The organism is Bacteroidales bacterium (assembly GCA_013141385.1).
Classification (GTDB): Bacteria; Bacteroidota; Bacteroidia; order Bacteroidales; family Tenuifilaceae; genus UBA8529.
In genome coordinates this window covers 13,771-30,914 of record JABFRB010000034.1, presented here as the reverse complement: position 1 = coordinate 30,914, position 17,144 = coordinate 13,771, and the positions used below count along the sequence as shown (strand labels likewise).

9 protein-coding genes are annotated in these 17,144 nt (G+C 34.1%); 7 read left to right on the top strand and 2 right to left on the bottom strand.

Features of this window, described 5'->3' with window-relative positions; all coding sequences use genetic code 11:
* Nucleotides 1–31 precede the first annotated feature (31 nt).
* The 3 genes from HOO91_17495 (at nucleotide 32) to gyrB (ending at nucleotide 7,187) form a co-directional block, all read left to right on the top strand.
* A complete protein-coding gene (locus HOO91_17495) occupies nucleotides 32–3,130 on the top strand; it encodes a tetratricopeptide repeat protein (GenBank protein ID NOU19354.1) in 3,099 nt (1,032 codons plus the stop codon).
* An 8-nt stretch (nucleotides 3,131–3,138) separates the two neighbouring features.
* Complete coding sequence (locus HOO91_17490) at nucleotides 3,139–4,833, top strand: TonB-dependent receptor (protein ID NOU19353.1); 1,695 nt, start codon at nucleotides 3,139–3,141, stop codon at nucleotides 4,831–4,833.
* Between the two features lie 362 nt (nucleotides 4,834–5,195).
* Nucleotides 5,196–7,187, top strand: a complete 1,992-nt coding sequence (gene gyrB / locus HOO91_17485) for a DNA topoisomerase (ATP-hydrolyzing) subunit B (protein ID NOU19352.1) — start codon at nucleotides 5,196–5,198, stop codon at nucleotides 7,185–7,187.
* Nucleotides 7,188–7,246: 59 nt separating this feature from the next.
* Here the strand turns inward: gyrB and HOO91_17480 are convergent, their stop codons facing one another.
* The gene (locus tag HOO91_17480) at nucleotides 7,247–8,413 is read right to left on the bottom strand and encodes a hypothetical protein (protein ID NOU19351.1); all 1,167 of its coding nucleotides are present in this window, start codon (nucleotides 8,411–8,413) and stop codon (nucleotides 7,247–7,249) included.
* A gap of 70 nt (nucleotides 8,414–8,483) precedes the next feature.
* A complete protein-coding gene (locus HOO91_17475) occupies nucleotides 8,484–9,359 on the bottom strand; it encodes a hypothetical protein (protein NOU19350.1) in 876 nt (291 codons plus the stop codon).
* A gap of 535 nt (nucleotides 9,360–9,894) precedes the next feature.
* On the opposite strand from HOO91_17475, the gene HOO91_17470 reads away from it, so the two are divergent.
* The 4 genes from HOO91_17470 to HOO91_17455 all read left to right on the top strand — a co-directional run bounded on the left by HOO91_17470 (nucleotide 9,895) and on the right by HOO91_17455 (nucleotide 16,942).
* The gene (locus tag HOO91_17470; GenBank protein ID NOU19349.1) at nucleotides 9,895–11,706 is read left to right on the top strand and encodes a tetratricopeptide repeat protein; all 1,812 of its coding nucleotides are present in this window, start codon (nucleotides 9,895–9,897) and stop codon (nucleotides 11,704–11,706) included.
* 510 nt (nucleotides 11,707–12,216) lie between these two features.
* Nucleotides 12,217–12,774, top strand: coding sequence for a hypothetical protein (locus HOO91_17465; GenBank protein NOU19348.1), 558 nt, complete (start codon nucleotides 12,217–12,219; stop codon nucleotides 12,772–12,774).
* A 73-nt stretch (nucleotides 12,775–12,847) separates the two neighbouring features.
* On the top strand, nucleotides 12,848–13,381 hold the full coding sequence (locus HOO91_17460) for a hypothetical protein (protein NOU19347.1): 534 nt from the start codon (nucleotides 12,848–12,850) through the stop codon (nucleotides 13,379–13,381).
* Nucleotides 13,382–13,420: 39 nt separating this feature from the next.
* Entirely contained in the window at nucleotides 13,421–16,942 is a 3,522-nt protein-coding gene (locus HOO91_17455; GenBank protein NOU19346.1) for an OmpA family protein, read from the top strand.
* Nucleotides 16,943–17,144: the final 202 nt, after the last annotated feature.

The window sequence follows — 17,144 nt, the reverse complement described above, 5'->3', positions numbered from 1 at the left end:
ACTTTTATCCGAATTTCAAGACACCATAAATATGTTAAATCGTGCAATTAGGTTTGTATTCATTTTCACAATATTAGCACGCACAGGTTCTATTTGTGCTCAGGAGTCAACCTTTTATACAAATTACGATATCTCCTATCGTAAAGGGTTAGAACTTTATGACAAGGGAAAGTATGCTGATGCACAAAAATTATTCGAAAAGGTTGCATCATCAATGAGCCCAGATGCCAGCCAACTTAAATCCGATGCAGAGTTTTACAGGGCAATGTGCGCTATTGAACTTACCAATAACGATGCAGAATATCTTATCGGCACATTTATCAACAGCTACCCCGAAAGTCAAAAGGTAGATTTTGCTTACCTTGAAATGGGAAGATTACGTTATAACGAGAAGGATTACAAAAAGGCCTTATCGTGGTTTCAGAAAATTGACAGAAAGGCTTTTAATGCAGAGCAGAAAGCAGATCTTCAGTTCATGATTGGGTATAGCAATTTCAACCTGAATAATTTAGAGGCTGCAAGCAAAGCTTTTTTCGATATAAAAGATACCGATAACAAATTTGCATCACCAGCAATCTATTACTACTCACATATTGCATACAGCCAAAAAAATTATGCTACAGCTCTAAAAGGATTCGAAAAGCTACGAAAAGATGAAACCTTTGCACCAGTAGCACCATTCTATATCGCCCAGATATATTATCTTCAGAACGAATATCAAAAAGTTGTAGAATTTGCACCGCCACTGTTGGAAACCGCATCAGAAAAACGAGCACCTGAAATTGCAAGGTTAATTGGAGACTCGTACTATAGGCTAAAGCAATTCGATAAAGCAGTGCCATTCTTAGAACAATATCTTCAAAAATCAAAAAATATTACCCGCGAGGATTATTACCTAATGGGTTTCACCTACTATAAAGTCCAAAACTATTCATTGGCTGCTAAAAATCTTGAAAGGGTTTCAACGGAAGAGGATTCGTTGAGTCAAAATGCAAATTACCATCTTGCAGATTGTTACCTTAAACAAAATGATAAAAACAAGGCTCGTCAAGCTTTTGCTATGGCTTCAAAAAACAATTTTGATCCTGTGATAAAAGAGGATGCCCTTTTCAATTTTGCCAAAATCACCTACGAATTACTCTACTCCCCTTTCAATGAAGCCATTGATGCTTTTAAAAAGTATATTGAACTCTACCCAAACACTCCACGAACAGATGAGGCATATAATTACCTAGTTCTGGCCTATTCAAAAACCAGAAATTACAAGGATGCCTTGGAATCACTTGGTAGCATTAAGAATCAGGATGCAAATATAAAACGAGCTTATCAGCGTGTTGCCTTTTTTAGAGGGCTTGAATTATTTCAAAACCTTAACTTTAAAGAAGCTATTCAAAAATTTGAACTATCGCTTAAATACCCAGATTTTAATAGAACAATTCTTGCTCAATCCCTTTACTGGCAAGGTGAATCCTACTTTAAGTTAGATAATTTCCAACAAGCATCCAATATTTATAACCAATTCTTAGTCTCCTCTGGTGCTTTTGAATTACCAGAGTATAAACTAGCCCATTACAACCTTGGCTACACCAGTTTTAAGCAAAAAAAATATGACGATGCTATTGAATGGTTTCGTAAATACACAAACATAAGCCAAAATGAGAAAACGCAGTTCCTTGGCGATGCCTATAACCGAATTGGTGACTCATACTTCATTCAGCGTAAATACTGGACTGCTATTGATTACTACGACAAAGCAATTACCGCTAACACAATAGATGTTGATTACGCCACGTTTCAGCGAGGCTTCTCGTTAGGTCTTGTTGAAAGACCCCAAAAAGAGATAGAAACACTGCTAAAACTTATCAGCAATCACCCTCAATCTAATTACATTGATGATGCAATCTATGAAATTGCTGAGTCCAACCAAAACCTTAAGCAATACGATGAAGCGGTTAAATACTACAAAAAAATAGAAAGTGATTTTTCAGGCAGCAGCTATCACGTGAAAGCCCTTGTTCAACTTGGATTAATCTACTTTAATCAGGATAAGCCCGATAGCTCATCCATCTATTACAAACGAGTTGTTGAGGAATACCCAGGAACTACAGAAGCCAAAAACGCATTGGTTGGCATTAAAAACATTTATGTTGACAAAGGTGATGTTGATGCATATTTTGCTTATGCTGCTCAACTTGGCAATTTTGCTAATGTAAGTTTAGCTGAAAAAGATTCTCTTTCATACATAGCAGCCGAAAAGTTATATATGTCAGGCGATTGTGAGAAATCAAAACCAGCGCTAAGTAAATACATTGAAGATTATTCAAAAGGAAGTTTTATTCTTAATGCAAATTTCTACCTGGGCGATTGCTATTTCCGTACTGACGCACCCGACAAAGCACTAGAGGCCTTTTTACAAGTAGTTCAACGTCAAAAAAACGATTTCACGGAACAGGCATTACTTTCAGTTGCTCAGATATATTTTGGAAAAGGGATGTACGCTGAAGCATACGACACCTACGATAAACTCGAAAATCAAGCAGAAGTAAAAAACAATCTTCTTGTTGCAAGGCTTGGAAAACTCCGTTCAGCATCAAATCTCAATCGTAGTGAAGATGTAATAACGGCAGCAGGCAAAGTACTATTAACCGAGAAACTTCCTTTAGAAACAGAACGATTGACTCGTTTCAAGCTGGCACTTGCTCTTATGCAAAAAGATAAACTGAAAGAAGCCTTTGATGAGTTTTCGAAAGTTGCTAGCGACTTAAAAACTATAGAGGGAGCCGAATCAAAATACCACATGGCTGAAATTCAATTCCTACTGGGCAATCTAGAAAAAGCCGAATCAGAAGTTTTTTCATTCGCTGAGAAGAATACACCTCATAACTACTGGTTAGCTAAAAGCTTTATTATTCTTTCCGACATTTATTCCAAGAAAGATGACTTTTTTCAAGCAAAAGCAACCCTTCAGAGTGTATTAGATGGATATTCTGTACCTGATGATGGAATCATTGACCTTGCTACTTCAAAACTAAATACTCTAATAAAAGCAGAGAAGGGTAAACAAACCATCGAAACTCAGGATACGATAAACATTAAGGTAAATAAATCTCAACACATTACTACTTTTTAGAAATCGATATGAACACTAAAATAATAAGGCTTTCTTTAACATTACTGATCCTAAACCTCTTATTGTTTTCAACCCATTTTCTATACGGGCAAGAGGATAAGCTGAATAAAGAGGTTCAGGTAGTTCGTCCTTACGAACCATCAATATCTGATGCCTTTAAAATTAACCTACTCCCTAAAATCGATGACACATTAAAACTCACGTCAAACCTCACCTACACCATTCTTCAACGACCTATTATTTCAAATTATTCTATCACACCTATCACTCCTGCTCGAATGTTACAGGAACAGCTAAACGACTTAAGCAACTCCTACATTAAACTTGGATTTGGCAATAGCCTATCTCCCATTTTTGAGGCATACTACAATAGCGGGCGCAGCAAGGAATATTCTTATGGTGGATGGGTACAAAACCATTCATCGTTTGGCAAAATAAAGCTAAATAATGGGAAACGAGTTGATAGCGATTTTGGGCGTACAGATATAAACCTCTTTGGAAAGAAAATTCTTAAAAAATCAATAGTAAATGCTGATGCTGGATTTAATAAACATAAAGTAACCTACTATGGGTATGATATTTATGCTCCCACAGGTACTATTTACGATCCAAATGCCGCACCCAAAGAGCAACATTTCAATCAGTTTCATGCAAATATCGGTTACTACTCTAGTAACACAGATTCAACTCAACTCAACTATAGGTTTGAGACAGGTTTCAACCATTTAAGCGATAATTTTGACATGCAGGAGAGTCTTCTTAAACTATCGTTAAAGATGGATAAGTTCATCAAAGAAGAACGTTTTGGGGGCGAATTTTCCATTAATCACTACATGAAGAACTCCAACCTCGATTCAGTAAATAATACAATAATTAGGCTTTCCCCTTGGATAAATCTTTACGGTAAACAATGGAGAGCCCTTGTAGGAACAAATCTTATTATTGACGCCAATGCATCAGGGAAGCAATCAACGTTTTACCCTATGGCATTACTATCCTACGACATCATAAGCCATTATTTGATACCATATGTTGAAATTAACGGTTATCTTGAGGAAAACTCATACGCTAAAGTAACTGCTAAAAATCCGTGGCTAATTCCGGGGAAAAAAGTATTTAACACAAGTCATAAATTCATCCTAAAAGGCGGTATCAAAGGAAACTTAAGTACTAAAGCATCATATAACGTATTTGCAAGCTATTCTCTAATCGATAGCATGTACTTTTTCACCAATGCAAATCTCAAATCATCAAATCCTTTATTTAATAGATTCACTGCCGAAAGTGATAATGTTGAATTAACAAAAATTCTTGGAGAACTTACAATAGCCCCATCATCCAAAATCAACTTCTTTTTTAGGGCTGAGTACGACAACTATAGAATGCATAAATTACTTAAACCATGGCAGATACCAGACTATAGCGCATTAGCGTCCATCCGATATAACATTAAAGATAAAATCATTCTCAACCTTGATGTTTTCTCAATGGGCAAACGCTACGTTAAAACGTCTAGCATTACCAAACCTATTAAATCTCTTGAGGGTGTATCAGACATCAATCTGGGAATTGAATACAGATACAATAAGAAACTATCAGCTTTCTTAAATCTAAACAACCTTACTTCGTCAAAATACGATGTATGGTATCTTTATCCCATGTATCGTTTTAATTTAAAGGTTGGGTTAACATATACTTTCTAATTCTCATGTTGCCGTTCTCAGCTTTATCACTCTTTTGATTCATTCCATATGCTTTAATCGTTTAAATTGAGCATGTTCGTTATACAAAATTTCACCTTTTAAATTATCTGATTTACAATCTTTTATTGTACTTTTCTTGGATATCGAATAATTATCGTATAATGCTGATTATTAATTTTTTACAAAAGCAAAAATCTATCAAAAAAAAATAATATTTCAATAAATTTTACTAACTTTGGATGTTTTATTTTATTTCATTCAATTAACTGAAAATCAATAGTATTTATTCTATTTTATGTAAAGTATAGTTTAATATGCTAATGATTATGGTTTGTGCTTAATGAAAAAGTCGAAAGAATATTATGAGTAACAGTGAAAACGAAAAAGATTTAGCCGAAACAAACGGAAAATCAGATTATTCAGCGGACAGCATTCAAGTTCTTGAGGGATTAGAGGCGGTTAGGCTAAGACCCGCTATGTATATTGGCGATACAGGGGTTAAGGGACTTCACCATTTGGTTTACGAGGTGGTGGATAACTCGATAGATGAAGCCATGGCTGGGCATTGTACCAATATTGACGTTGTAATAAACGAAGATGGTTCAGTAACGGTAACTGATGATGGACGAGGAATACCTGTTGATTATCATGAAAAGGAGAAGAAATCAGCACTCGAAGTGGTATTAACCGTTCTGCACGCAGGTGGTAAATTTGATAAGGATAGCTATAAAGTCTCAGGTGGTTTGCATGGTGTAGGTGTTTCTTGCGTTAACGGATTATCAAAAGTATTAATTGCAGAAGTACATCGTAACGGTAAGTTATACCGTCAGGAATATAGCAGAGGAAAACCATTAGCTAATGTTGAGATTATCGGAGAAACAAATCGAACAGGTACTACAATAACGTTTATGCCTGATGAGCAGATTTTTACTCAAACCACCGAATATAATTTTGAAATACTTTCTTCCCGACTCCGTGAATTGGCATTCCTAAACAAGGGGATATACCTATCCATGACCGATAAACGCGAAATGGAGATAAGCGATGATGGACAAAAGAAATATTTACGAGAAGATTTTCATTCAGAGGAAGGATTAAAGGAATTCGTTTTATTTCTCGATGCGAACAGAGAAAGTCTTATTGAAAAAACAATCACAATCTCAACTGATAAGAATGATGTACCTGTTGAAGTTGCCATGCAGTACAACACCTCTTTTTCGGAAAATGTACACTCCTATGTAAATAATATCAACACCATTGAAGGTGGTACACACTTAACTGGTTTTAGAAGAGCTCTAACTCGAACTCTTAAGAAATATGCTGACGATTCGGGTATGCTCACAAAACTGAAATTTGATATAAATGGTGATGACTTTCGCGAAGGACTCACTGCAATTATATCTGTTAAAGTTAACGAGCCACAATTCGAAGGTCAAACAAAAACCAAACTAGGCAATTCAGAAGTCAGTCTTGCAGTAGATCAGGCTGTTAGTGAGGCTCTTGCCAATTATCTCGAGGAAAACCCAAAGGATGCTAGAACAATAGTTCAAAAAGTAATACTTGCGGCACAAGCTCGTCATGCTGCACGTAAAGCAAGGGAACTGGTTCAACGAAAGACAGTTCTTTCAGGGTCCGGACTCCCTGGAAAACTTTCTGACTGCTCCGAGAAAGATCCTGCACTCACAGAGGTTTATTTTGTGGAGGGAGATTCTGCAGGTGGCACAGCAAAACAAGGGCGCGATAGGAGTTTTCAGGCAATCCTACCTCTTCGAGGAAAAATCCTTAACGTGGAAAAAGCAATGCAGTATAAAATCTTCGAGAACGAAGAGATAAAAAATATCTTTACTGCTTTGGGTGTTCACATTGGAACCGAAGAGGATAGCAAGGCATTAAATCTTAGCGGATTAAGATATCACAAAGTCATTATCATGACTGATGCCGATGTTGATGGTAGTCATATCGCAACCCTTATAATGACATTCTTTTTCAGGTATATGTTCAATTTGATACAAGAAGGACATTTATATATCGCAACACCCCCGCTCTACTTGGTTAAAAAAGGGAAAGAAGAACGATACTGTTGGAACGAAGAGGATAGAGCCAAGGCTATTGAAGAAATTGGTAAAGGCCGAGAGGGTTCAGTTCACATTCAACGTTACAAAGGTTTAGGAGAGATGAATGCTGAGCAGCTCTGGAGTACAACTATGAATCCAGCAACTCGCATACTAAGGCAAATTACAATAGATAGTGCGGCTGAGGCTGATAGAATCTTCTCGATGCTAATGGGCGATGAGGTACCTCCACGTAGAGAGTTTATTGAAAAACATGCTAAATATGCTAAGATAGATATCTAAATAAACCCATTATATTACAAATGGAAATCAAAAGGCCGGAATTTCTTCCGGCCTTTTGATTAATTCACTTTCTCTAATCTCAACTTCCGTTGGAGCGTGCCTATTTCATTATAAAGCCAAACCGATCCTATTTCTTTCCCATTTATATAATGAACTCTACCAGCAACCTTACCATTTGGGTAAAAAGTTGTCCAAATCCCTTGGTTCATGTTTTCAATATATTCTCCCTCAAGTAATAAATTCCCAAAGATATTGAAATACATCCAATGCCCATTCGCTTTGCCGTTCCTGTATAAACCTCTTTGCTTTACTATGCCATTGGGATGATAAATAACCCAAAGCCCTTCAAATAATTCATTTTTAAACTCTCCATTACTATGAACCTTCCCATTAGGGTAAAAACTTTTCCAAAATCCTTCCTTTTTATTGTTCATATATGAACCCTCTTCAGCAATGCACCCATTCTCATGGTATTCTGAAGAAATCCCTTCAAGCCTACCATATTTATAACATGTTACAATCATTTTTTTCCCTGAAGGATAGTAACCAATTACCTTACCCTCAACAAGACCTCCTATATAATATGCCTTACGCTGAAGTTGTCCATTTTTAAAATAGGTATACAAGGAATCCTGATACTTTCCATTAACCTTTCTCCCTTTGTAGTTTAGTTCACCTGTATCATAATAGGTTTGCCATAAACCATTAAGGGTGTCGTTTTTATATTCAGCAACAAGTTTAGGTTTTCCCTCATTATTATATACTTTGGAAATACCATTTAGCATTCCTTTCTGATAGTTCGATTCAGCATCTATCTGCCCATTAGAGAAATAAGTAGTTAACAGTCCATCCAACTTATTCAATTTATATGTTCCCTTTTGGTAAATTGTACCATCGCCATTCCAAAAAATAAATTCGCCTGTTTTAAGACCTGATTGATAGTTGAAAAGACTTTTTCTTGCACCATCAGAGTAATAATTAAGCCATACACTATCGGGTTTGTTATCCTTATAAAAACCTTCCTGCATTAACCGTCCATTATCATAATAAAAACTGTACAATCCCCTCCTAATCGTATCTTTACCAATAATAACCCCCTGATACTTCTCTTTTAACAATCCACTTGAATATTTTTTTTCAATAAAAACGAATCCTTGACCACTAACATTTGAAATGTATAGAAATAGAGTAAATAGTAATATTTTTTTAAGGATTGAAGTAAGCATATTAGATATAATTTTTAGAAAAAAAGCCATCAGGTTAAATCAGATGGCTTAATATTCTCATTTAGGTTTGCTATTTAACTTTCAAAGTATCTGACTTAACAATAATTGTATCAGGTTTAACAATGTTTGTTTGCTCTTTAACCTCTATTATAATCTGAGTGCCCTCCAAGGAATATTTTGTACCATAATCAAGAATTGCAGCAAGTGAATACGATCCAGGTACTAATAAATTAGGCAATCTTAACTCAATTGTTCGAGATAATTTAGGAAAAACTTCAAATTCAGATGGTGGCAATTGTTTTTCCTCAGCAGTTTTCATATTTGATGCAATTAAATATGCTTTACTTTTAGTAATTTTTTCTCCAAGGTTTTCAATAGTTGCAGAAAATACTCTTTCCTTATCTCCAAGTTTTGTAACCTCTACAAGATTGCTAATTTTTAAAGAGTGATTAGTATTTGATTTTGGAGACTGGTAGATTAATAATCCAATTCTACCCGTAACAATCATTCCTGTTCCTAAATTTTTTTCAGCATTCCAAGATGACTGTTCTTGAGCAGACTGTATATATATTACACACCAAGCAGCGCTGTATTGATCATTTGGCACCATCATGCTAATCTGAATTGGGATTTCATCATTGGGATTCAACTCAAAGAAAGAAGGATTAATATTTAACCAGTTGGCACATGATCTTTTTGTTGAATTTGGTGCCAAGTAATTTATTGCACCGGAAGAAGAGGGTAAAAAATCACTCATAACTATTAAAAAGGATTCTTTTTTATTACTATGATTCCTTACTGTAATTGTTTTCGTTTGATTTTCACCAGGTTCAGCATTGAATTCAAGTTTCACAGGAGCAACTTCAAAATCTTGCGCACCTAGGTTCTTGTGTAATAAAACTAAGGTCAAAAAGACTACAAGTATTACATATCTTCGATAATACATAACCGACAATTTATATTTTCGATAAAAATATGAAAAAATCTTTGAATTGAAGCCATTAAATTAACTTAAGTATAAATAATTGATTAATTGAACCTTAATATTTTATTAATATTCCGATTTTAGTGGTTTACCAAAATCAATTTGAAAAATAGCAAACTAGCATATACAAAAGAAAAAAACTCTAAAAAATCCGTAAAATAATCGTTTCTCACATCTTCTATAATATTAAATACTCTTACACAATAGTTTCCTTCTTCCATTTTTTTAAATCTCATTTATCTGTTCTTTTATCTCTAATTTATTGCATAAGTAATCCAAAACAAAGAATTATAGTCTATTTTATAGCAATGTATTTGAATAAAAAGTATATTTGATAAATGATAAAAGGCAGAATAAAACAATAAGGAACAAGTGTTACTATTCTGCTTTATAAAAATTATTTTAGATGCATCAAACACATCATCAAGTGGTTACTAAATTTTTAACATATCTAAAAAATACAAGTCTAGTTATCTTGTTTGTTTTTTTACACCTAATGCCTGTATTCTCGCAAGAAATAATTCAACTCCCAAAAGAGAAACAGGATGAAATAGATAAATACGAAGAGTTAGTATCTCGATATAAACTAGCTAATAATTCTCAGCAGGCGGCATTCTACCTTAATAAAATTGCATTTATTTGTTGGGAGAATGGTATCTCCAAAGTTGCCATTAGTTATTTTCTTGAAACAATTCCATTAAATCAAAAAATAGGTAATTACAGTGACATTAAAGCGGTGTACAGCAATATCGCTTTAATTTACACAGATATGGACAGATTAGATCTTGCCCTTGAATATTTTCAGAAAAGCCTTGAAACTCGCAGAAAACTGAACGATAAATCGGAGGTTTCTGCGGGGCTTATTGATATTGCTTATATCCATACAGTATTAAATCAAACCGAAAAGGCCATTGAACTCCTTGAAGAAGCACTTGAACTTGCTAAATCTATTAACAATCCACGATTAATATTAAATTGCGCTAAGCTTCTAACTACAAATTATGATAAACTTGGCAATATTCAAAAGACCAAGATTTACAATGACATGTATTTGGCCTATGATCAGCAACTATCAACTCAAGATATAACTACCAAGTATGAGAAAGAGGTTAGCAAATCACAGGCCGAGGTCGAAATGGAAAAACGACAACGTGAAATTCAGAAACAGATCATGGAACTCCAACAACTTAGAGCTAAAACGAAACAGGATTCATTGGGGTTGGTAGTGAATGTAAAACAAGACAGTTTGTCGAAGGCTCAGCAAGAAGCCCAGCAACGTCAAATAAGAATTGACCTACTAAATAAGGAGGTGGAGTTAAAAGCAACACAATTCCGCGAACAACAAGCACGAGAACGAATTCAGAAATTTATTATTTACTCCATATTAGGATTCTTAGTTCTTATGCTTATTCTAGCTGTTTTTATATTTAAGAACTACAGGGATAAGAAAAAAGCAAACGAACTACTTAGTCTTCAAAACGAGGAAATCCAAAAGCAACGTGACCACATTCAGCGCCAAAATGAAAATATAAATAAAAGTATTAATTATGCACAGGGTATCCAAAAAGCATTACTCCCCCCTCAAACAAGTTTAACAGCAGTTTTCCCAGAATCATTTATTTTCTTCAGACCTCGTGATGTTGTTAGTGGTGATTACTACTGGTTCAGACCCCTTTCAAATAGCAAAGAGGAATTTAACCCAAGCATGGACAAATTTGCTATAGCAGCAATTGACTGCACTGGGCATGGAGTTCCTGGAGCATTTCTTTCTATGATAGGTTATAATCTTCTGGACGAAATTGTTAGTAAAGGAATATATTCACCTGGCGAAATTCTTAAAGAGTTAAACAAAGGAGTACGCAAAGCATTGCGCCAAGATGAAACGGACAATAGAGATGGTATGGATATGGCTCTTTGTGTTGTTGATATTAAAAACAGAACCCTAGAGTTTGCAGGAGCCAAAAATCCCGTAGTATACATATCTGATTCTGAAGTATATAGAATTAGAGGTGATAAGGAATCCATTGGTGGTGGGTATGGTGTTAATGATACAGATTTTACAACCCATCAAATTAAAATTGAGAAACCTACTTGGTTCTACCTATTCTCAGATGGATTTATAGATCAATTTGGAGGTGCTGATGGACGTAAATTTATGATAAAAGGATTCGTCGATCTTCTTGCTGGTATCTCCATTCTTCCAGCCACTCAACAGCGTGAAATGCTTAAAAATACCTTGAAAGATTGGCTGGGTACTCAGTATCAGCAAGTGGATGATGTGCTTGTTCTTGGATTTATGGTTGAGTAAATAAAGAGTTTATTAATAACTAATATTGACACTTAATAATCACATTTATTTACTTATTATTTTTAATGATTATTATGCATTAGCTATTGTTCACATAATCCATTGTCATTTCAGGCTAGGGCCTGTAATCCATAAAATTATTAGAACTGGATTTATGATTTCGCAAGAACCGAGACGATCTTGCATGTTCGCCTTAAGGCAATCAGTGGAAAAGTTTATTGTAATTGGTTATACATGGAAACTCTTATTACAAATAAGTCAATGATCCAAATCATCACTTATATATCAGATAATTAATTCACTAAATCACAACTAATCTTTGAACAATCAGGTTTTTTCTGTGTTAATCATTAGTAATTTTTGGATTCAAAAATGTCTTATTTGTAAAACATTAGTATACTTTTACAAAAAAAATGTGTTTAATTTATTTGTAGATTAATAATTTGTTATAATTTTACTTTTTGAAATTAAAAACTAAACTAAGATTTTAACCAATAAATAAATAAGACTATGAGAAAATTATTTTTCACTCTTACCATGCTGATTTTTAGTCAGTTTTGCTTCGGGCAAATGGTACAAGATCAGGCTGTTGTTCCTGTATCTGTAACTCTTAACTCTATACTTCGACTTACAGTAACTTCTGGAGGAAACATTGTATTCGTTTTCAATACTATAGCACAGTATACCACTGGTATAGCTGCAACACCTAGAACTACTACAACTTTTCAGGTATCCTCTTCAAGAACTTACAAAGTAACAATGGCTACTGAAAGTGCAACTTTTATTGGACTTGAAACTGGTAGTATTCTCTTCACTAATGATAATGTTGGGTATACAACTACTGCCGCTGGTGGTGGTGCAGTTCTTGATGGAGCTCTACACGGACTAGGTGTTACCCAAGAAATTACTCCAGTGCTAGGTGCACCAGCTGGAGGCTCACACATATATACTGTAGCATGGCAAGTTGGACAAGGAGTTGCTCCTATGAAAGCGACAACTCTTGCAGTACAAAGTTTAGCAACAGATATTTATGTTAATAACATATTTTTGACATTAACACCAATGTAAAGTATATTAAAGTTATAATTAATAGAGCCAAACGATTATCGCTTGGCTCTATTGATTGAATACGGAATAGTTAATGAATCCCAAGGTGAACAAATATGTATATATAGTAGTGCTACTTATTGGAGTAAGTTTATTGGTAGTACCAACTGTTTGCCGCTCACAAACAGGAACAATTAAAGTTTCAGGAGGAACAGTTCAGTTAATTGCATCCTCACTTTCACATTATAATGGAGGTGTAATCTTAACTAATTGGAGTAGAATTAAAATTAATTGTACATCTGGGTATATTGGTCGGATGTGGCAGTTAAGGATTAAATCAAGCGATCCGCTTATTTTATCGGATGATGGAAATCCTGACCTACCATTAAGTTCATTAAGACTCATTCCTGTCAACCTTATTTTTAACCCACTAGAAACTTCATGTATTGCAAATGGAGCCTATTCACTAACAAATGTAGGACAAGTATTTATGTCAGGTACTGGAGTATTAGATAACTTTGATATTACCTTTGGTATTACCTATGAACTAGGAACAGTAACTCCTCTTTTGGATACTAAATCAGGTTATTATTATACTAATTTAGAATATATACTAGAATATTTTTAATTAATTTTACATTTGTATTAATGAATTCTTCCAAAGTAAATGGCAATTAGGATAAGGCATATATTTGTTCTATTACTACTAACGTTTTCGTCGCATTTATGTTTTGCTCAATATTACCTTTATTCAGATACACCAGCAAATATTGAAGCTTCCTTTTTACAGCATTCAATTCAATCCTCGGCAAAACAATCCTTTTTTAATACCCTAACTTTAAAGAATAAAGCTAATCGTTCCGAAACCTTTACACTGAATATTACAGTACCTGATGGTTGGTCTGTTGTTGGTGCAAATAAAATGGAAATAACACTCCAACCTTTAGATTCAATAGTTATTCCAATTAGAATAGCTGTTGCCAGTAAAGTAAGAGGTGATATAGGTTATAGCGTAATCGCCTCACTGACAGATAATAAAGGAAATTCAATCCGAAATGTTTACTGTTTTGTAAAAATCCCAAGAGAAACTATGCTTGTTGTTAAATACAGCAGTAGAATTTTCTTCCTAGACCCAGTATTAAAATCATCCGAATTCTCCGTTCTTGTTCAAAATAAAGGAAACAGGGAAGAATTGGTTAATTTCCTTTTTGATGGTATTAGGTTGCTATGTATTGGAGATCAAAAAGATGCTCTCTTTTCTTCAGATGTATCTATCCCCCCATTTTCAGATAGTCTTTTTACTTTCAGGGTTTCGTTAAAACAAGAAGAGCAGTTTGGTAAAAAAACATTTAGCCTTCAGGCAAAAGTATCTACTATTGACACATCCTACCAAAATACATTATGGTTTAGGATTATAGATTCCTCTACTAAAAATGAGATATCATCAACTGATATGCCACTAAGATTTGAGTTGTATGCTCAAGGCTTAGCGGATATTAATCTTAAACCAAACTACTCACTTCTATTGGAAGGAAAAACTCTATTTAAGGGTAATTCAGAATTATACTACCTATACCGTAACTTTAACTCAAAGAATAATGAAGATTTTTTTGTTAACAATAGGATGCATTTAGGGGGCACTTTTGGACATTGGACATTGGAAGCGGGTGATAGTTATAGGAGTTTGGAGAGTAGCATGTATGGTAGAGGAGGATATGCTGCCTATAATAGTCATAAGGTTAAAGCTGAATTGATGGCTACAAAAAATTTACAATCTAGCGTTTATAATTTTGGTAGTTCATTCACCTATCATTTTTTACCTGACCTATTTATTCAATCAGGTATGGCATACAATTCAAGTCAAAAAGAAAATTACAATTCAAAACTTGGTTTTATTGGAACAGGTTTTACCATTAACAAACAACATAGTTTTCTTATTCTATCTTCGTTTAATCAACTACAGAGAGAATTTGATAACAAGAAAGTACATAATGAGTATGGAGTTCAATTTAATTACAGTTCAACTGTAGGTCCTTTTACTTCATATATAATATCACGATTTGGTAGTAATCATTTGAATAGTCCATATGCTGGTAAATTCGAACTTTTATCAAATATTATATGGAGAATAAACAACTCAAACCAGTTAGTTGCTTTATACAATCAGAATAATATCAAACAGTTGGCTTTTCAAAATACAAGTATTCTTAATTTAGGTGAATTAATTACAAGAGAAGGCAAGTTACAGCTTAGGCACTTCGCATCAAATAATGTAGAGGTTTTCGGTGGACCTATTGTTGAAAACAATGTAGCGATAGGATTAAATGTATTTCCAGAAAATACTCATTTTCAAAGCATTAATACAAAAGCATCACTTGGCGCAAGACTTAAGAATACTGCAAATTCGGTTATAATAACCCCTAGTTTTGAATTTGCAATTGCAAAAATACTAGAAAATCCATTTTTAGAAATAAGTCCAGATAACAATAGCAAATCGTTTTTCTTTCATCATCTTTCTTTATCAATGCGAACCCGTTCATTAATGTTTATGGCATTCTACACATCAGGGCCCCGTTCTTCATTCGATCAAATAAACTATTTACGAACAGGTAGACAAACACGAAAAATACAATTTCTTCCTACTTTCGACAAGTTTGTATATAAAGATATTGTCAAGGTTAATCTTGGGTTGAGTTACTCAAACGACATGATTCTAAAATCCACATATTCAACGCTTAATGGTTTATTAAACGTATATTTACCAAAAAATTGGGAACTTCAATTCCTAGGGGTTTACTCTCTGCAAAAACGAGTAAACGTGCAAGAATTAATTGAGACATACCAATCATTATATTTAGAAGTTGGTATCAAAAAAGATTTTAACATTAACCAACCTAGAGTAAAATACTACGATATTGAGTTTGGCTTTTTCAAAGATTATAATGGTAATTTTATTCAAGAAGAGAATGAGCCAGGTATTAAAAATGTGTTAGTTTATTTTGAAAAAGTAAGTTCTGATGTTAAAGGTGTTATTCCAGGAGATTTTTCAACTGGTGAGTTACTTTCAGATAATTTGGGTAGGGTCAGACTTGACAAAGTTCCGGAAGGCATTTACAAAATCAACTATAATCCAATAGGGAAAGAGGCAGGTAGTTTCACCAAAGCTTCAGAAAGCCTTGAATTATCAATAAATAGATCTGGCAAGTTCTATTTTCCATTTGTTGAGAAGAATAAGGTATTTGGAAAAGTTATTCTTTCTCGTAGTCGTCTTTCTGGTCTTGGTAAGTTGGATGTTTCTAATATAAGAATCACTGCAACTGATAGTAAAGGTAGAACTTATACAACTTTAACAGATAAAAATGGAGAGTTTGTAGTTTTTGCACCTGTAACCGACCAATATATAGTTAACATAAATAATATATTTTACGAGAATTTTGACTTACGGCAAAATAACTTCAAAGTACAGTTCAATGGTTATAAGCAGTTTGAAGTAAATTTTGTATTCGATGAAAAAATCCGAAGGGTTAATTTTAGTCCATCAACCCAGGATGCTCAATTAGCTAATATAATGCAAGTTAGAAGAACAAACCTGAGAGGATCAGTTAAGGATGCTAGTTCACTAACACCTATTAGAGCGAGAGTAAATTTAGTTAATACAAAAAACAATACAGTGATAACCTCAATGTACTCAAGTTCTCAAACAGGGGATTACAGTATCTCGTTTATGGCAGATGATTATTATTTACTTGAAATACTTGCAGATGGCTATTGGTATCATTCTGAAAACCTAAATCTCAATCAGGTAACAACTTTCTTAAATGTAACTAAGGATGTATTACTCAAACCAATTGCAATTGGATCGAAGATTGAACTCAATATTAGATTTGATATAAACAAAACAGATCTTGCCTCTGAATCCGTTGCTGAACTCAACCGATTAATTCGCCTACTAAAGGATAATGGGAATATCAAGATTGAGGTACAAGGGCATTCAGATGACCTTGAGGCGCTGAGTAATCCTCAAATTTCTGAGGAAAGAGCAAAAATTGTTGCACGATTCTTAATTGAAAATGGATTTAGTAACATACAGATAAGAGGTTTTGGCAATACTATACCAATTTCATCCAACGATACGGAACAGGGTAGAGCTCTTAACAGGAGGGTTGAGATTGAAGTGGTAAGTAAGTAAAAGGAAAAAGTGATTAAATACTTTGAATGCCTAAAGTGCTAAAGATTAAATTGGATTATCAAGGTTAACTCCAAAATGAATATCTCTATGAATGAACATCAATTAAATTTAAAATAGCAACAGCCTTAAGTTAATGTTGTCATTCCATTTTAGGCATTTTTAAATTTCCTCATATACGATATTAAATAAAAACTCAATTAAC